The organism is Leifsonia soli (assembly GCF_013408745.1).
In the GTDB taxonomy this organism is placed as follows: Bacteria; Actinomycetota; Actinomycetes; order Actinomycetales; family Microbacteriaceae; genus Leifsonia; species Leifsonia soli.
Genome location: NZ_JACCBJ010000001.1, coordinates 3,178,027 through 3,196,069, shown reverse-complemented (window position 1 = coordinate 3,196,069; position 18,043 = coordinate 3,178,027). Strand labels below are relative to the sequence as shown.

The following is an 18,043-nucleotide window of genomic DNA, read 5'->3' as shown; positions in this document are numbered from 1 at the left end:
TCCCGTCAGAAGGCGTAGGCCGCGCCGAGCGCGATCCCGACCAGCAGTCCGGTGAGGCTCGTCAGCTGCAGGGCGGTGACCAGTTCGCGCGGAGTGCGACTGAAGAGCGTGATCACGCACGCCGGGAGTGCCGCCAGGAGGGCGAACATCCCGTACCAGGCGAATGGGTAGAACACGGCCAGGACGGCGAGGATCGCGAACGGCACCAGAAGCAGCACGCAGAAGACGATGCGGGATGCGACCCGGCCGAGCAGCACCGCCAGCGTCCGCTTGCCCGCCAGCTTGTCCGGTTCGATGTCGCGGATGTTGTTCACCATGAGCACGGCGCAGGCGATGAGGCCGGCGATGACCGCGCCGTACCAGGCCTCCTGATTGACGAGCCCGGCGAGCATGTAGGTGGTGCCGGCGGTGGCGACGAGGCCGAAGAAGACGAAGACGAACACCTCGCCGAGCCCGTAGTAGCCGTAGGGCCGCTTGCCGCCGGTGTAGAACCAGGCGGCCGCGATCGCGGCGACGCCGACGATCAGCACCCACCAGTATTGCGTGAGGATCACCAGGATCAGCCCGGCGACGGCGGCGAGCGCGAAGAAGGTGAGGGCGACGGTCAGCACCGCGCGCGGCGTGGCCTTGCCGGAGCCCGTGAGGCGGCCGGGGCCGACGCGGAACTCGTCCGTGCCGCGGATGCCGTCGGAGTAGTCGTTGGCGTAGTTGACGCCGATCTGCAGCAGGACGGCGACGGCGAGGCACAGCAGCGCCCGCACCGGGTGCCAGACGCCGGGACCCTCGGCGACCTTCGCGGCGCCGACGCCGATCAGGACGGGCGCGATCGCAAGCGGCAGGGTGCGGAGCCGCGCGCCGGCGATCCAGTCTGCGGTCGTCGCGGGCTTCGCGGGAGCGGAGGCGGCACCGGGGCGCCGGCTCCGGCCGCCGCGTGGTCCGCGGGAGGTCTGCGGAGCCATGCGCTCCATGCGGGGCTTGTTCTGACTCATCACAGAGCGAATCGTAACAACACGGGCTATGCCTCTCGTTCACCGGCCAGCCGGGCGAGTGCGACCCGATCCGGCTTGCCGCTCTCCAGCCGGGCGAGGCGGTCCACCACCACGATCCGCGCGGGGGCTGCCGCACGCCCCAATCGCTCTCTCACCGCCAGGCGCAGTGCCTCGAGCGCCGGAAGCGCCGCATCCCCGGCGGGCGTCTCGACGACCACGACCGGAACCTGACCCCAGCGGGCGTCTTCGACCCCGACGACGACGGCGTCCTGCAGCCCGGCATGGTCGCGCACCGTGCGCTCGACCTCGTCGAGCAGCACCTTCTCGCCACCCGAGATGATGACGTTGTCGGCGCGCCCCAGAACGCTCACGTGCCCCGCATCGTCCACGGTGCCGAGGTCGCCCGTCCGGTACCAGCGTGCGTCGTCGGCCTCGTAGAAAACCGCAGCCGTCCGCTCGGGATCGCCCAGATACCCTTCCGCGAGCATGGGCCCGGAGATCTCCAGCTGGCCGCCGACGACGCGCGCCGTGGCCGTTCCGATCGGGACGCCGTCGTACACGCACCCGCCCGCGGTCTCGCTCGACCCGTACGTGCTCACGATGCGCGCTCCGATCGACTCCGCACGCTCGCGGAGCGGCTGGGACAGCGCCTGCCCGCCCACCAGGATGCCGTCGAACCGCCGGAGCGCTTGCGCCACCGGCCGCGAGCCGGCCTCGGCCGCATCGACCAGCCGGGCCAGTTGAACCGGCACCAGCGAGGTGAACCGCAGGTCGTGGGCCAGCTGACCGGAGAGGGAGGCGAACCGTTCCGCATCGAAATGGCCGCCGCCGTACAGGATGGGCTCGGTCTCAGCGGCGAGAGAACGCACCAGTACCTGTGCGCCGGCCACGTAGTGGGCCGGGAGCGCCAGCAGCCACTGGCCCTGACCGCCGAGGGCGCCCGCCGAGGCGGCCGCGCTCGCCAGCAGGGCATCGGCGGACAGCGCCACCCGCTTCGGCACACCGGTCGAGCCGGAGGTCTCGATCACGAGGGACACGTTCTGCGGGACCCGTTCGCCCGTCCCCGGCCACGAATCTACGCCGGCCGACGAGCTCCGGGGGACGACCGCTGCCCCGCCGCCGCCGAGCGCCTCCCGGAGGGCGACGAACACGTCCTCGGGCCGCGATGCGTCGACCACGCGGAGCTTCCGGGTCATCGTCACGCCTCAGTACTGCCAGGGGAACGGCGACCAGTCCGGCTCCCGCTTCTCGAGGAAGGCGTCCCGGCCTTCGACCGCTTCGTCCGTCCCGTACGCGAGTCGTGTCGCCTCTCCGGCGAACAGCTGCTGCCCGACCAGGCCGTCGTCGACCGCGTTGAAGGCGTACTTGAGCATCCGGATCGCGGTCGGCGACTTGGTCAGGATCTCGTTCGCCCATTCGACGGCCACCGTCTCCAGCTCCGCGTGCGGGACGACCGCATTGACCGCGCCGCGCTCGTACGCCCGCTGCGCCGAGTACTCCCGCGCCAGGAAGAACACCTCGCGCCCGAACTTCTGACCGACCTGCCGCGCGAAGTAGGCGGAACCGTAGCCGGCGTCGAACGATCCGACATCCGCATCGGTCTGCTTGAACCGGCCGTGCTCTGCACTCGCGATCGTGAGGTCGCACACGACGTGCAGCGAGTGCCCGCCTCCGGCGGCCCACCCGGGCACGACCGCGATGACCACCTTCGGCATGAATCGGATCAGGCGCTGCACCTCGAGGATGTGCAACCGGCCGCCCCGCGCGGCGTCGATGGTCGACGCCGTCTCGCCCTCGGCGTACTTGTACCCGTCACGCCCCCGGATCCGCTGGTCGCCGCCCGAGCAGAACGCCCAGCCGCCGTCCTTCGGGCTCGGGCCGTTGCCCGTCAGCAGTACGACACCGATCCGCGGGTTGGTGCGCGCGTCTTCCAGCACGGAGTACAGCTCGTCGACCGTGCGGGGGCGGAACGCGTTCCGGACCTCTGGGCGATCGAACGCCACCCGCGCGATGCGCCCGCTGACGTCGTGATGGTAGGTGATGTCGGTGAGGCCATCGAAGCCGGTGACCTCGCGCCACACCTCCGGGTCGAAGAGTTCTGAGACGTCCGCTTGCATGGATCCAGCCTACGGTTCGCCGCCCCGCGCCGATCGGCTCGTGCAAAACTTGTGGAATGGTGCCGGACCTCGCCGACCTGTTGGCAACTTCACGCGTGGTCTCGCTTCCGATGACCACCCGCTTCCGCGGGATCACGGTGCGCGAGGCGGTGCTCATCGAGGGTCCGTTCGGCTGGACCGAGTTCTCGCCGTTCGTCGAGTACGACGACGAGGAGGCGACGGCCTGGCTGCGCGCGGCGATCGACTTCGGCTGGAGGGCGGCGCCGGAGCCGCTGCGTGACCGCATCCCGGTGAACGCGACGGTTCCGGCCGTCCCCGCCGACCAGGTCCCCGCGGTCCTGGCGCGGTTCCCCGGCACGCGAACGGCGAAGGTGAAGGTCGCCGAACGCGGTCAGACCCTGACCGACGACGTCGAGCGGGTGCGGGCCGTCCGCGACGCGCTCGGCGCGGAGGGCCGCGTGCGCGTCGATGCGAACGCGCTCTGGAACCTGGACGAGGCGGAGCACGCGATCCATGCGCTCGCGCCGTTCGATCTCGAGTACGTGGAACAGCCGTGCGCGACCGTCGACGAGCTCGCCGAGCTGCGGCGCCGCATCCGCTACATGGGCATCCCGATCGCGGCGGACGAGAGCGTGCGGAAGGCGGCCGATCCGCTCGCCGTCGCCAAGGCGGGGGCCGCAGACATCGTGATCGTGAAGGCGCAGCCCCTCGGCGGAGTGCACGCGGCGCGGCGGATCGTCGCAGAGGCCGGACTCCCCGCTGTGGTCTCCAGCGCGCTCGACACGTCGGTCGGGATCGCCATGGGAGCCCACCTGGCCGCCGCGCTCCCCGAGCTGGAGTTCGACTGCGGGCTCGGTACGGTCGCCCTGTTCGCACAGGATGTCGCCGACGAACCGCTTCGTCCCGTGGACGGGAGCATCCCGGTCGTCCGCCCCAGCGTGTCGTCCGCCCGGTTGGACGAGCTGCAGGCCGACACGGAGCGCACGCAGTGGTGGCTCGACCGGCTGGCGCGCTGCCACCGCATCCTCGAGCGCGGGCTCGCGCTCTGATCCGGCGTCAGCTGTAGAGGCGCTCCGGAACCTCGAGGCCGTAGATGGCGCGACCCGAGTTCCAGATCGCGGCGCACGCCGCGCGGAGCAGGTCGAGCTCGTCCGTTCCTTCGGACAGGATCCGGACGTCGTTGCCGTCGATCGCCACGGTCGCATCCCGCACGCTGACCGCGCCGTTCTTCGCTGTCTTGACCTCCGGATACGGCTCGCTGAGCCCGCGGAGGTCACGGACGATGAACGTGGGCCGCGATTCCGCGTCGGCGGAGAGCAACTGCTTTCCGCCGTCGATCCCGGTGAGGACGAGGACGGACGCGATGCCCGCCCGGTTGGCGCCGAGGATGTCCGTGTCGAGCCGGTCGCCGATGAACAGCGGCTTCTGCGCGTGGAACCGCGCGACCGCCTCGTCGAAGATGGCCCGCTCCGGCTTTCCCGCGACCAGAGGCAGCCGCCCGACCGCGGTGTGCACGGCCGAGACCAGCGTCCCGTTTCCTGGCGCGATCCCCCGGGCGACCGGGATCGTCCAGTCCGTGTTGGTGGCGATCCACGGGCGCTCGTCGTCGGTGCGTCCCTGCAGCGCGAAGGACGCCTCGGCCAACTCGGCCCATCCCACGTCGGGCGAGAACCCCTGGATGACCGCGGCCGGCGACTCGTCGGCCGAGCGTGTCACGGTGAAGCCGCCCTTCTCGACCTCGGCGACGAGACCGTCGCCGCCGACCACCAGGATGCGGGAACCGGCGGCCACGTGCTGCGCAAGCAGCCGCACGGCGGCCTGGGGAGACGTGACGACGTCGGTCGGCGCGACGCGCAGTCCGAGGCGGGTGAGGTGCTCGGCGACGGATGCATCGGTGCGCGACGCGTTGTTCGTGATGTAACCGACTCGCAGGGTTTCAGCGACGGCGTTCAGGCTCTCGACGGCATACGGGATGGCGTCCGGGCCCTTGTAGACGACGCCGTCGAGGTCGGCGAGAACGAGGTCGACGCCATCGAGCGGCGCACGCCCCTCAGTGCTCCGTCGGAACAGCGCCATCGGTCGGCTCACCCTCCTCGTCGTCTGCCTGGTCGTCGTCCCCGGCCTGGTCGTCGGTGTGGTCGTCGTCGACGAGGTCATCGCCGTCATCCTCGCTGAGGAGCGCTTCGACTTCGAGCTCGTCCTCGTCGAGGAGCGGCTCGTCGGACGACTCCTCCGGGTCGAGGGGCACCTCCTCTTCGATCACGTCGATCGTCTCGAGCTCGTCCGTCGGGTTCGCCTGGTCGAAGGCTTCCTCCGCCCGCTGCGCCAGCTCACGCCAGCGCGCGGCGTCCCCGGCGCGTCCGAGGTCGTCGAGCACCTCCGCATAGGCGTGGAAGAGATCGGCGCTGTACGAGAACGCGCGGGTGGGATCCAGCTGGGGGATCTCGAGCTCGGCCAGCGCGGCTTCCGGCTGGCCGAGGTCGAGCCGGGCACCCGACATGGCGATGGCCAGTGACACCTGGACATCGGCCGGGAGGGTGGATCGGTCGACGGAGCGGCCGAGTTCGAGCGCACGGTCGGGCCGGCCGACGCCACGCTCGCTGTCCACCATGAGCGGCAGCTGGTCGTTGGACCCGGAGATGCGCCGGTATGTGCGCAGTTCACGCAGCGCCAGGGCGAAGTCGCCGATCGCGTACGCGGTGATCGCCAGCGTCTCGCGGACGACGGCCACGCGTCCCGCCCGGCGCGCGGCCGAGAGAGCGTGCTGGTGCGCCAGCTCCGGGTCGTCCTCGATCAGGCGGCTCGCCATGACCAGGTGCTTGGCGACCCAGTCGGCGTTGTCCTTGCTCAGGGTCTTCAGTTCGACGCGAGCCTCACCGGGAAGATCCCGGGCCTGGACATCCTCGGGGATCAGCGGGTCGTCGTGGCGCGGACGGACGGACTGCAGCTCGCGGGCGAGCTGGGCCTCTTCGTCGGTGCGCCAGCTCTCATCGCGAGCGTCCCTGTCTCCGCGCGCTGGTCGACCTTCGCGCGTCCAGAGTCCGTCGTTCTTCGGGGGACGGCCCTGCCTGTCGTCGCGGAAACCGCCGGAACGCGGGCTGTCGCCCGCCCGCGCGGGGCGACCGTTGTACTGTCCGCGGTCACCGCTCGAGCGATACCGGTCGCCGCCCTCGGTGCGCGGCTTGCCGCCACGCGACGGTCGGTCATCGCCGCCACGCGGCTTCCACTCACGAGCGGGACGGCCATCGTCAGAACGCGGCTTCCACTCACGAGCGGGACGGCCATCGTCAGAACGCGGCTTCCACTCACGAGCCGGACGCCCGTCGTCAGAACGCGGCTTGCCGCCACGCGACGGTCGGTCATCGCCGCCACGCGGCTTCCACTCACGAGCGGGACGGCCATCGTCAGAACGCGGCTTCCACTCACGAGCTGGACGCCCATCGTCACGCGAGCGGCCGCGATCGCGGTCGGCTCCTCTGCCCTCGGTGCGGTCGCCACGGTACTGCGGCGCCCCGCCGCGATCGGAGCGATACCCGCCCGAGCGGCGCTCATCGCTGCCGGCACCATCCGTCCGGTTGCTGCGCCAACTCCCACTGCTCGACACCGAGCGGTCGCGCGAGGCGCCGCCGCCCGTACCAGGCCGGCCACCACGGTCTCCGTCGTTCCGGGCGGGCCGGTATCCGTCGCCGCCGGTACGCGGGCGGCCGGTTGCGCGGTCGTCGCGGGAACGATAGCCGTCGCCGCCCCGCGGCGAACCACTGCGGGCGTCGCCGTCGTTCCGGCCAGGCCGATACCCGTCGCCGGTGCTCCGTGAACGCCCCTGCTGACCGCCGCCATCGCGCGACGGTCGGTACCCGTCGCCCCGCGGAGCGCGGCCACCCTGGTCGCCGTCCCGGGACGGTCGGTATCCGCCGTTCTCGCGCGGCCGGCGACCTTGACCAGAGTCGCCCCGATCCTGCCGGTACCCGGCACTCCCACGGTCGGAACGGTCGGGCTGCTGGCGCCGCGGTCGCTCGTTCCGGGCGTTCTCGTCTGCCGGTGTGTCGCTCACGGCTTCTCCTGTCGAGTCGGCGGGTCGAGCCCAGCCTATGCTTCGTGCTGCTACTGACCCCGTTAACGCGAAATGGCCACCCATCACTGGGTGGCCATCTCACAAAGAAGTCCGGCGGTGTCCTACTCTCCCACAGGGTCCCCCCTGCAGTACCATCGGCGCAGAGAGTCTTAGCTTCCGGGTTCGGAATGTAACCGGGCGTTTCCCTCTCGCTATGGCCGCCGAAACACTATTGATGTATCAAAGTGAACGATCAAGCTTCGCTTGAATCAGTTCTCGACCGTACATCGAGAACCACATAGTGGACGCGAACAATCTTGGCCCCTCATAGCTGCCTTACAACGTTTATGAGAGTGGTGATTATCAAGTTATCGGCTTATTAGTACCGGTCAGCTCCATGGGTCTTTAGTCCCCACTTCCACATCCGGCCTATCAACCCAGTAGTCTAGCTGGGAGCCTCTCGCCCGAAGGCATGGAAATCTCATCTTGAGGCCGGCTTCCCGCTTAGATGCTTTCAGCGGTTATCCATCCCGAACGTAGCTAATCAGCGGTGCTCCTGGCGGAACAACTGACACACCAGAGGTTCGTCCAACCCGGTCCTCTCGTACTAGGGTCAGATCCTCTCAAATTTCCTACGCGCGCAGCGGATAGGGACCGAACTGTCTCACGACGTTCTAAACCCAGCTCGCGTACCGCTTTAATGGGCGAACAGCCCAACCCTTGGGACCTACTCCAGCCCCAGGATGCGACGAGCCGACATCGAGGTGCCAAACCATGCCGTCGATATGGACTCTTGGGCAAGATCAGCCTGTTATCCCCGAGGTACCTTTTATCCGTTGAGCGACAGCGCTTCCACAAGCCACTGCCGGATCACTAGTCCCGACTTTCGTCCCTGCTCGACTTGTCAGTCTCACAGTCAAGCTCCCTTGTGCACTTACACTCGACACCTGATTGCCAACCAGGTTGAGGGAACCTTTGGGCGCCTCCGTTACTTTTTGGGAGGCAACCGCCCCAGTTAAACTACCCACCAGGCACTGTCCCTGAACCGGATTACGGTTCTAAGTTAGATATCCAGAGTGACCAGAGTGGTATTTCAACATTGACTCCACCGACACTGGCGTGCCGGCTTCAAAGTCTCCCACCTATCCTACACAAGCCACACCGAACACCAATACCAAGCTGTAGTAAAGGTCACGGGGTCTTTCCGTCCTGCTGCGCGTAACGAGCATCTTTACTCGTAGTGCAATTTCGCCGAGTTCGCGGTTGAGACAGCTGGGAAGTCGTTACGCCATTCGTGCAGGTCGGAACTTACCCGACAAGGAATTTCGCTACCTTAGGATGGTTATAGTTACCACCGCCGTTTACTGGGGCTTAAATTCTGAGCTTCGCCGAAGCTAACCCTTCCTCTTAACCTTCCAGCACCGGGCAGGCGTCAGTCCGTATACATCGTCTTGCGACTTGGCACGGACCTGTGTTTTTAGTAAACAGTCGCTTCCCACTGGTCTCTGCGGCCTTCAAACGCTCCAGGAGTAAATCCCTTCACGCCTCAGGCCCCCCTTCTCCCGAAGTTACGGGGGCATTTTGCCGAGTTCCTTAACCACGATTCTCTCGATCTCCTTGGTATTCTCTACCTGACCACCTGAGTCGGTTTGGGGTACGGGCGGCTGGAACCTCGCGTCGATGCTTTTCTTGGCAGCATAGGATCACCCATTTCGTCAATGAAGACTACGCATCGTGCCTGGGCCTATATGAGAGACGGATTTGCCTATCTCTCGGCTTACACACTTACACCGGGACAACCATCGCCCGGCTGGGCTACCTTCCTGCGTCACACCTGTTAATACGCTAGCCGCACCAGCATGGGGTCGAGCGTTAGGCCCGGACCTTCACCCCGAAGGGATCCGTGTCCAGGATTAGGACTCTTAGCACCACTGGATTAGCTTGGGCGGTTCTTCGCCGGTACGGGAATATCAACCCGTTGTCCATCGACTACGCCTGTCGGCCTCGCCTTAGGTCCCGACTTACCCAGGGCGGATTAGCCTGGCCCTGGAACCCTTGGTCTTTCGGAGGACGGGTTTCTCACCCGTCTTTCGCTACTCATGCCTGCATTCTCACTCGTGTGGCGTCCACGGCTGGTTCACACCGCCGCTTCACTCGCCACACGACGCTCTCCTACCCATCAACACGGCTGGACCACGAAGGCCTACCAATAATGTCAATGCCACAACTTCGGTGGCGTGCTTGAGCCCCGTTACATTGTCGGCGCGGAATCACTTGACCAGTGAGCTATTACGCACTCTTTCAAGGGTGGCTGCTTCTAAGCCAACCTCCTGGTTGTCTGTGCAACTCCACATCCTTTCCCACTTAGCACGCGCTTAGGGACCTTAGTTGGTGGTCTGGGTTGTTTCCCTCTCGACGATGAAGCTTATCCCCCACCGTCTCACTGCTGCGCTCTCACTTACCGGCATTCGGAGTTTGGCTGACGTCAGTAACCTTTTGGGGCCCATCGGCCATCCAGTAGCTCTACCTCCGGCAAGAAACACGCAACGCTGCACCTAAATGCATTTCGGAGAGAACCAGCTATCACGAAGTTTGATTGGCCTTTCACCCCTATCCACAGCTCATCCCCTCAGTTTTCAACCTAAGTGGGTTCGGTCCTCCACGACGTCTTACCGTCGCTTCAACCTGGCCATGGATAGATCACTTCGCTTCGGGTCTAGGACATGCGACTGAATCGCCCTATTCAGACTCGCTTTCGCTACGGCTACCCCTCACGGGTTAACCTCGCCACATATCGCTAACTCGCAGGCTCATTCTTCAAAAGGCACGCTGTCACCCCTACAAGGAGGCTCCAACGGTTTGTAAGCAAACGGTTTCAGGTACTATTTCACTCCCCTCCCGGGGTACTTTTCACCTTTCCCTCACGGTACTTGTCCGCTATCGGTCATCTGGGAGTATTTAGGCTTATCAGGTGGTCCTGACAGATTCACACGGGATTTCTCGGGCCCCGTGCTACTTGGGATACTCTTCGCGCCATTGGACCATTTCGGCTACGGGGTTGGCACCCTCTATGACTGGCCTTTCAATACCATTCGCCTATGATCCTTTGTAACGCTTGCAGTTCGGCAGAAGCTGCTGAAAAGTCCCGCAACCCCGACCATGCAACGCCTGCCGGCTATCACACATGATCGGTTTAGCCTCTTCCGGGTTCGCTCGCCACTACTAACGGAATCGCTTTTGCTTTCTCTTCCTGTGGGTACTGAGATGTTTCACTTCCCCACGTTCCCTCTACCCGCCCTATATATTCAGGCGGGAGTCACTGGGTCACCCAAAGGGCCCAGCGGGGTTTCCCCATTCGGAAATCCTCGGATCAAAGTTCGCTTATCAACTCCCCGAGGCTTATCGCAGATTGCTACGTCCTTCTTCGGCTCCAGATGCCAAGGCATCCACCGTTTGCTCTTAGAAACTTGAAATCACATGAGTTTTAGAATCGATCGACTCATCCGAAGATGAGCAGATTGACCAATGATCTAATAAATCAGATCATCTTTGTGATCCGAACCCGAAGGTTCGAATCTAAGATGCTCGCGTCCACTGTGTAGTTCTCAAAGTACGGGCGGTACCTTCTCCGCCGGCCGAGTTATGACCGACAAGAAAAGGTCCAGAGGTTCGGGTTCTCATCCGATCGGATGAGGTCCGGTCCCTCAGGACCCAACAGCGTGCATGTGCGAAGCTTCGCAGTCCGAACCGTTCCTATCCCGAGGGATGTACTGAGTTCGAGCCGTTCGGCTCCGCACCAATGTCAATGTTCCACCCATGAGCTACCGGCTGAGACGTTCGCTCAGATCCGGCGCCTGGACACCCGAGGGTGCCAGTTGCTCCTTAGAAAGGAGGTGATCCAGCCGCACCTTCCGGTACGGCTACCTTGTTACGACTTAGTCCTAATCACCGATCCCACCTTCGACGGCTCCCTCCACAAGGGTTGGGCCACCGGCTTCGGGTGTTACCGACTTTCATGACTTGACGGGCGGTGTGTACAAGGCCCGGGAACGTATTCACCGCAGCGTTGCTGATCTGCGATTACTAGCGACTCCGACTTCATGAGGTCGAGTTGCAGACCTCAATCCGAACTGAGACCGGCTTTTTGGGATTCGCTCCACCTTACGGTATTGCAGCCCTTTGTACCGGCCATTGTAGCATGCGTGAAGCCCAAGACATAAGGGGCATGATGATTTGACGTCATCCCCACCTTCCTCCGAGTTGACCCCGGCAGTCTCCTATGAGTTCCCACCATTACGTGCTGGCAACATAGAACGAGGGTTGCGCTCGTTGCGGGACTTAACCCAACATCTCACGACACGAGCTGACGACAACCATGCACCACCTGTTTACGAGTGTCCAAAGAGTTGACCATTTCTGGCCCGTTCTCGTATATGTCAAGCCTTGGTAAGGTTCTTCGCGTTGCATCGAATTAATCCGCATGCTCCGCCGCTTGTGCGGGCCCCCGTCAATTCCTTTGAGTTTTAGCCTTGCGGCCGTACTCCCCAGGCGGGGCGCTTAATGCGTTAGCTGCGACACGGAAACCGTGGAATGGTCCCCACATCTAGCGCCCAACGTTTACGGCGTGGACTACCAGGGTATCTAATCCTGTTCGCTCCCCACGCTTTCGCTCCTCAGCGTCAGTTACGGCCCAGAGAACTGCCTTCGCCATCGGTGTTCCTCCTGATATCTGCGCATTCCACCGCTACACCAGGAATTCCATTCTCCCCTACCGCACTCTAGTCTGCCCGTACCCACTGCAGGCCCGAGGTTGAGCCTCGGGTTTTCACAGCAGACGCGACAGACCGCCTACGAGCTCTTTACGCCCAATAATTCCGGACAACGCTCGCACCCTACGTATTACCGCGGCTGCTGGCACGTAGTTAGCCGGTGCTTTTTCTGCAGGTACCGTCACTTTCGCTTCTTCCCTACTAAAAGAGGTTTACAACCCGAAGGCCGTCATCCCTCACGCGGCGTTGCTGCATCAGGCTTGCGCCCATTGTGCAATATTCCCCACTGCTGCCTCCCGTAGGAGTCTGGGCCGTGTCTCAGTCCCAGTGTGGCCGGTCACCCTCTCAGGCCGGCTACCCGTCGTAGGCTTGGTGGGCCGTTACCTCACCAACTACCTGATAGGCCGCGAGTCCATCCTTGACCGAAATTCTTTCCACGTACAGGAGATGCCTCCGTACGTCATATCCGGTATTAGCTTCCGTTTCCGGAGGTTATCCCAGAGTCAAGGGCAGGTTACTCACGTGTTACTCACCCGTTCGCCACTAATCCCCTAGAGCAAGCTCCAGGTTCATCGTTCGACTTGCATGTGTTAAGCACGCCGCCAGCGTTCGTCCTGAGCCAGGATCAAACTCTCCGTAAAATGTTTAGCTCCACGATCGCAAGCGACCGGGAAACATAGTGCAGGCTTGGACCGGAAATAGGTCCGCGCACTGCGAGTTTGTCTTGACTAGTTTCGAATATCTACTGACATTCTGTTTCTAATCCAAAGGAATCTCGCATCGACCACTAGACTAGGTCTAGACAGTCAATGCCGAGGTTGTTTGGCATTTGACATTGTGCACGCTGTTGAGTTCTCAAGGATCGGACGCTCTCGCCTTCCAGCCTGTCGGCTTTCTCTGCGAGGCAACTTCTCTACCTTACCACTCTCAGTCAGTTTGTCAAGTCGGCGTTTCGTGTTCCTCGTTGGCCCGATATATGGTGGGCACAACCGATCACACGATCCGAACCGGTTAGACCTGCTCAGTGAGTGGGTGTTAATCCTAAGCGCAGCAACCGAACTAATTCAAGTTCAGGTTTGCCGCTAGGCTAAGGATTTGGTCCCGCTTGAGGCCGGGGAGCTCTTCCGCTCTCCCGCACCTTTGGGGTGACAAGTAAGTACTTTACGCAGGCCTCCGTGGACGTGCAAATTCGGCCTGCGGCCCGGGCGTGTCGCGCTTGACATCCCCGGAATTCCGCGGATCTCTCCCCCGGGAGGCCGCATCCCCCGCCGAAACGCCAGAACCCCCTCGGGGCCGAAGCTCCGAGGGGGTTCTGTTCAGACGGGCGGATCGTCTCGGGTCACAGCCCCGAGTAGGCGTGCAGACCGTGGAAGAACACGTTGACGATCCCGAAGTTGAAGAGCACCGCGGCGAATCCGATGATCGCCAACCACGCTGACCGCGAGCCCCGCCATCCGCGGGTGGCGCGGGCGTGGATGTAGCCGGCGTAGATCACCCAGATGATGAACGTCCAGACTTCCTTGGTGTCCCAGCCCCAGTACCGGCCCCATGCCTTCTCCGCCCAGATCGCTCCGGCGATGAGGGTGAAGGTCCAGGCGATGAAGCCGACGATGTTGATCCGGTAGGCGAGGTTCTCGAGAGCCACCGAACTCGGGAGCGTCGCCAGGAAGCGGAACTGCTGCGGACGGGACTCGGCCACCTGCCGTTCCCTCCGGTACTGCAGCAGCTGCAGTCCGGACAACGCGAACCCGAGGGCGAAGAACGCCGTGCCCAGCACGGCGACGATGATGTGGATGACGAGCCAGTACGACTGGAGCGCCGGCTGCAAGGGGACGACGGGCACGTAGTACCGCAGTAGGGCGATCCCCTGCAGGACGAGCACCAGACCCAGCACGAACGTTCCGACGTACGCGATCGGCCACTTGAGGTTGGCGATGAGGAACACGCCGATGATGACGAGCGTGCCCGTCATCGAGAACTCCCACATGTTGGCCCACGGCACACGCGCGGCGGCGATCCCCCGGAGCACGACCGCGACCAGGTGGAACGCGAAGCCGACGATGGTGAGCGCGAACGCCCATCGCATCGAGAGGGAGTTCGCGGATCCCGCGACGAGGTCGTCCTCGACCCGGCTGCTGATGCGCGAGGACAACCGGCCGAGCGCGGAGGACGGCTCGGGCGGAGCGTCACTCGGTCCGCCGCCGATCACGGTCGTCGCGCCCGCTCCCACCGGAGCGGCGACTTCCGCCCTGCGCGCCACCGCGCTCGGGACCACCGCCGCCTCGACCGCCGTCGCCCGCGCCCCGCGGCGCGCGAGATCGAGGGCGAAGGCGATGAACGCCGCCGCGTAGAGTCCCATCGCCGCGTACAGGAACACGGTCGACAGCTGAGCGAGTGTCTCGGTCACGATGCAAGCCTATGTCTTCGGGGAGCCCGCCAGGGCTCGGGAGTGCTGATCGGCGACCGCGGTCACGGCCGCCAGGAGGTTCGGGTCCTCTCCGCGGGCGAGTCCCGCGTACTCGAGGGTCAGGGACCCGTCGGGGTTCTCCACCGCCTTGACCCACAGACGTCGCCGAGGGACGAACAGCGAGGTGAGCAGGCCGGCGAGGATGAGGATGGCGAAGACGAGCACCCAGATCTGGGCGGGATCGTGGTGGACCTCCAGCGTCGCGAACCGCTTGACGCCGTCGAGGGAGATCGTGCCGAGCCCGTTCGGGAGCTCCACCGTCTGCCCGGGCTTCAGCTGCAGGGCCTTCGTCTTGGTCGGCGGTCCGGCGAGCTGCTCGAGGGTGTCCGTGTTCAGGCTGTAGACGGACTGCGGGACACCGTCGTCGACGCCGAGATCGCCCGCGTACACGTTCAAGCTCAGGACGGGATCGTTCAGCCCGGGGAACTTGGACGCCAGCGCGCCGCCCCCGGTCGAGCTCTCCGTGACCGTCGGGTAGAAGAAGCCGATCATCCCGACCTGCTGCTTCAAGCCGTCCGGCACCTTGACGAAGCCCAGGGACGTCAGGTTCGGGTCCGCCTGAGGGATGAACGGGACGGAGTCGTTGAAGACGACCTTGCCCGCCGGGTCCTTCACCGTGATCGTCGGTGCGTAGCCGTTGCCGAGGAGGTACACGTTCGTCCCGCCGATGGCGAGCGGCTCGTTGACCTTGATCGTGGTGTCGGAGGACGCATCCCCCGGGCCCGTCGTCTTCACGTGCGCCGTGTAGTCGAGCGGCGTGCCGATCGCATCCCGGTTCTTGGTCTCGTACGCGACATCCAGCTTGTCCACCCCGATGGAGAACGGCACGAGCGATGCGTCGTTGAAGAACCGGCCGGGATTGAACGAGTTGTACGAGGGCAGGCTGTTCACGAAACTCTGGCCTTCGACCACGATCTTCTGACCGGTGTAGCCGAAGCCGCCGCCGACGCCGATCGCGAGCAGAACTCCGAGCAGGGCGATGTGGAACACCAGGTTGCCTGTCTCGCGCAGGTAGCCGCGCTCCGCGGAGACGGAGGTCGACCGCGCGTCCTGGTACAGGGCGACGCGGTAGCGATTCGCCTTGAGCACATCCCGGGCGGTGAGGATCGGGTCCGGGGCGTCGGGCCGGAGCGCCGCCGGGAGGATGCGGGCCTGGAACCCGGACATGCGCGTGAGGCGCACCGGCGTGCGCGGCGGCTTGGCGCGCATCGCCTCGAAGTGGTGCCGCGTGCGCGGGATGATGCACCCGATCAGGGAGGCGAAGAGCAACAGGTAGATCGCCGAGAACCACACGGAGGTGTAGACGTCGAAGAACTGCAGCTTGTCGAGCACGGGCGCGAGCGACGGGTTCTCGCTGAAGTACTTGGTGACGCCGTTCGGGTCCGAGCTCCGCTGCGGGACGAGGGACCCGGGGACGGCGGCGATGGCGAGCAGCAGCAGCAGGAACAGCGCCGTGCGCATGCTGGTGAGCTGACGCCAGAACCAGCGGATCCACCCGGTCGGGCCCAGCTTCGGCTGGACGACCTCCGGGTCCTCCCGCTGGGGAGGCGCGTCGATGTGATCAGAGGGCCGGCTCAAAACCTTGGATCACCGCCAAGAACTGGGACATGAGTTCGCTCCACAGGCCGGTCACCATCAAGACTCCGATGGCCACGAGCAGAACGCCTCCGATGATGTTGATGACACGGATGTGCCGCTTGATGAAGGCGACGGACCCCGCCACCCAGTCGAACCCGAGGGCCACGAGGAGGAACGGGATGCCGAGGCCGATGCAGTAGAAGAGCCCCAGCAGGGCGCCGCGCCAGGGCGAACCGCTTCCGACGCTCAGCGCGCTGATGGCGGCGAGCGTCGGCCCGATGCACGGCGTCCATCCCAACCCGAAGACGATGCCGAGGAGGGGGGCGCCGATCAGTCCGGTGGCCGGGCGCCACGAGGGCTTGATGGTCCGCTGCAGGAACGAGAACTGGCCGATGAACACCAGACCCATGACGATCACGAGGGCTCCGAGCACCCGGACCACGACATCCTGCCAGCGCACCAGCCAGTAGCCGAGCGCTCCGAACGCGGCCCCGTAGGCGACGAACACGATGGCGAACCCGAGGACGAACAGGGCGACGCCCGTCAGCACGCGGGAGCGGTCGCGCTTGGCCCCCGGGTCGCTCATCCCGCCGACGTAGGCGAGGTACCCCGGCACCAGGGGCAGGACGCACGGAGACGCGAACGACACGAGCCCGGCGAGGAGCGCGATCGGCAGCGCCAGCAGGAGCTGACCGCTGAAGACGATCTGACCGACGTCGCCCACGTCAGTTCTCGGCCACGGCGTCGGAGATGAGCGTGTCGAGGATGCTCTTGCCGGGGATCGCTCCGAGGATGCGCGCGGCGACGCGGCCCTCCTTGTCGACGACCAGCGTCGTCGGGGTGGCCTTCGGCGGGACGGTCTTGCTGAATGCGAGAAGGACGGATCCGGTGTCGCGGTCCAGGACGGACGGGTACGTGACGCCCTTCTCCTTCTCGAAGCTCTCGGCCGTCTGCGCGGAGTCGTACAGGTTGACGCCCAGGAAGGTGACGCCCTCGGACTTGTACTTGTTGCTGAGCGATTCGAGGTCCGGCGCCTCCACCCGGCACGGCGGACAGCCGGCGTACCAGAAGTTGACGACGAGAACCTTGCCCGCGTAGTCGGCGGAGGACACCGTGCTTCCGTCCTGCAGTGTGCCGGTGAACGACACCGCATCCCCCCGGTTGCCCGCGGCGAACTCGCTGACCGTTCCATCGCCGGCGATGTAGTTCTGGCCGTTGCCGGAGCGGTACTGGTTCGCGAGGCCGTCGTTCGCCGTGCAGCCGGAGAGTGCGAGCGCTGTCGCCGCAGCGAGGGCGGCGGCAGGCAGGAGGATGCGGGAGCGGAGGCGGGACACGGAGGTCACACGGCCCCCACATCGGTGGCGGCGGACTGGAGGCTCGCGGCGGGCTCGACGTAGCCGACCTCGACCAGACGCTGGGCTTCGGGTGTGCGGCCGGGATGGACGGGAGGCTCGGCCTGGTCGGTCGGGACCTCCGAGTCGGCGTTCACCCGCTCGAACGTGGTGATGCTGGAGAGCGCGCAGCGGCGCTTGCGCGGATCGTGCGCGTAGCGCTCTCCCGCGACGGAGAGGTGAGCGACCCAGATCGGCAGCTGGTGGCTGACGAGGACGACATCGCCCGACTCGACCGAATCGAACGCGTCGTGGATGGCGGCCATCATGCGGCGCTCGATGCTCGTGTACGCCTCACCCCAGCTCGGGCGAAGCGGATTCACCAGGTACGGCCAGTACGCCGGATTGCGCACGGCGCGCTTCATGCGCGTGCCCTCGAAGCGGTTGGTCGGCTCGATGATGCGCTCGTCGATGACGGGCTCCAGGCCGAACTCCGCCGCGATGGGAGCCGCGGACTCGCGCGTGCGCTGGAGCGGCGAGACGCGGAGTGCGCTGACCGGCCGCGACCGCTCGCGCAGGTCGTCTGCTGCGGCCTGTGCCATGCGATGGCCGAGTTTGGAGAGGCCGAAGCCCGGCAGCCTGCCGTACAGGATGCCGTCGGGATTGAACACCTCGCCATGACGGACGAGGTGAACCTGGCTCGCTACCACCGCTCCAGTCTACGGAGGGGGTTCCCTTGAA

At 65.2% G+C, this 18,043-nt stretch carries 11 protein-coding genes and 3 rRNA genes; 1 reads left to right on the top strand and 13 read right to left on the bottom strand.

Annotated elements, in window-relative coordinates; genetic code table 11:
• Positions 1–5: 5 nt before the first annotated feature.
• Genes BJ963_RS15485 through BJ963_RS15475 form a run of 3 tightly spaced genes read right to left on the bottom strand, consistent with a single transcriptional unit; the run spans position 6 to position 3,106 of the window.
• Positions 6–989 (bottom strand): 1,4-dihydroxy-2-naphthoate polyprenyltransferase, encoded by a 984-nt coding sequence (locus tag BJ963_RS15485; protein WP_179457435.1) that lies wholly within the window; start codon positions 987–989, stop codon positions 6–8.
• 26 nt (positions 990–1,015) lie between these two features.
• Complete coding sequence (locus BJ963_RS15480; protein WP_179457434.1) at positions 1,016–2,185, bottom strand: AMP-binding protein; 1,170 nt, start codon at positions 2,183–2,185, stop codon at positions 1,016–1,018.
• A 9-nt stretch (positions 2,186–2,194) separates the two neighbouring features.
• Positions 2,195–3,106, bottom strand: a complete 912-nt coding sequence (locus BJ963_RS15475) for a 1,4-dihydroxy-2-naphthoyl-CoA synthase (RefSeq protein WP_179457433.1) — start codon at positions 3,104–3,106, stop codon at positions 2,195–2,197.
• Positions 3,107–3,162: 56 nt separating this feature from the next.
• On the opposite strand from BJ963_RS15475, the gene BJ963_RS15470 reads away from it, so the two are divergent.
• Positions 3,163–4,155: an o-succinylbenzoate synthase gene (locus BJ963_RS15470; protein ID WP_179457432.1), complete on the top strand. Its 993-nt coding sequence runs from the start codon at positions 3,163–3,165 to the stop codon at positions 4,153–4,155.
• 7 nt (positions 4,156–4,162) lie between these two features.
• Here the strand turns inward: BJ963_RS15470 and BJ963_RS15465 are convergent, their stop codons facing one another.
• The 10 genes from BJ963_RS15465 to BJ963_RS15420 form a co-directional block, all read right to left on the bottom strand.
• Positions 4,163–5,182 carry an HAD-IIA family hydrolase gene (locus BJ963_RS15465; RefSeq protein WP_179457431.1) on the bottom strand — a complete coding sequence of 340 codons (1,020 nt, stop codon included), beginning with the start codon at positions 5,180–5,182 and terminating at the stop codon, positions 4,163–4,165.
• Complete coding sequence (locus BJ963_RS19270; protein WP_246298077.1) at positions 5,157–5,915, bottom strand: hypothetical protein; 759 nt, start codon at positions 5,913–5,915, stop codon at positions 5,157–5,159. Before BJ963_RS19270 ends, BJ963_RS15465 begins: the two co-directional genes overlap by 26 nt.
• Before the next feature lie 1,351 nt (positions 5,916–7,266).
• A 5S ribosomal RNA gene (rrf, locus tag BJ963_RS15455) occupies positions 7,267–7,383 on the bottom strand.
• A 133-nt stretch (positions 7,384–7,516) separates the two neighbouring features.
• Positions 7,517–10,630: ribosomal RNA gene (locus BJ963_RS15450) — 23S ribosomal RNA — on the bottom strand.
• 413 nt (positions 10,631–11,043) lie between these two features.
• A 16S ribosomal RNA gene (locus BJ963_RS15445) occupies positions 11,044–12,567 on the bottom strand.
• Together the 16S, 23S and 5S rRNA genes form the textbook arrangement of a ribosomal RNA operon.
• Before the next feature lie 698 nt (positions 12,568–13,265).
• Positions 13,266–14,333, bottom strand: a complete 1,068-nt coding sequence (gene ccsB / locus BJ963_RS15440; protein ID WP_179457429.1) for a c-type cytochrome biogenesis protein CcsB — start codon at positions 14,331–14,333, stop codon at positions 13,266–13,268.
• A 9-nt stretch (positions 14,334–14,342) separates the two neighbouring features.
• Positions 14,343–15,971: a cytochrome c biogenesis protein ResB gene (gene resB, locus BJ963_RS15435; RefSeq protein ID WP_089915607.1), complete on the bottom strand. Its 1,629-nt coding sequence runs from the start codon at positions 15,969–15,971 to the stop codon at positions 14,343–14,345.
• Positions 15,955–16,695, bottom strand: coding sequence for a cytochrome c biogenesis CcdA family protein (locus BJ963_RS15430; protein ID WP_020076057.1), 741 nt, complete (start codon positions 16,693–16,695; stop codon positions 15,955–15,957). The genes resB and BJ963_RS15430 overlap by 17 nt, the downstream gene beginning before the upstream one ends.
• A 1-nt stretch (position 16,696) precedes the next feature.
• Positions 16,697–17,314 carry a redoxin family protein gene (locus BJ963_RS15425; protein ID WP_179457428.1) on the bottom strand — a complete coding sequence of 206 codons (618 nt, stop codon included), beginning with the start codon at positions 17,312–17,314 and terminating at the stop codon, positions 16,697–16,699.
• Positions 17,311–18,012 carry a histidine phosphatase family protein gene (locus BJ963_RS15420; RefSeq protein ID WP_179457427.1) on the bottom strand — a complete coding sequence of 234 codons (702 nt, stop codon included), beginning with the start codon at positions 18,010–18,012 and terminating at the stop codon, positions 17,311–17,313. Before BJ963_RS15420 ends, BJ963_RS15425 begins: the two co-directional genes overlap by 4 nt.
• Between the last annotated feature and the right edge of the window lie 31 nt (positions 18,013–18,043).

Excerpts from the sequence above, each read along its gene's own strand:
- BJ963_RS15485 (WP_179457435.1), bottom strand. The coding sequence starts at position 989 with ATGAGTCAGAACAAGCCCCGCATGGAGCGCATGGCTCCGCAGACCTCC.
- BJ963_RS15480 (WP_179457434.1), bottom strand. The coding sequence starts at position 2,185 with ATGACCCGGAAGCTCCGCGTGGTCGACGCATCGCGGCCCGAGGACGTG.
- BJ963_RS15475 (WP_179457433.1), bottom strand. The coding sequence starts at position 3,106 with ATGCAAGCGGACGTCTCAGAACTCTTCGACCCGGAGGTGTGGCGCGAG.
- BJ963_RS15470 (WP_179457432.1), top strand. The coding sequence starts at position 3,163 with ATGGTGCCGGACCTCGCCGACCTGTTGGCAACTTCACGCGTGGTCTCG.
- BJ963_RS15465 (WP_179457431.1), bottom strand. The coding sequence starts at position 5,182 with ATGGCGCTGTTCCGACGGAGCACTGAGGGGCGTGCGCCGCTCGATGGC.
- BJ963_RS19270 (WP_246298077.1), bottom strand. The coding sequence starts at position 5,915 with ATGGCGAGCCGCCTGATCGAGGACGACCCGGAGCTGGCGCACCAGCAC.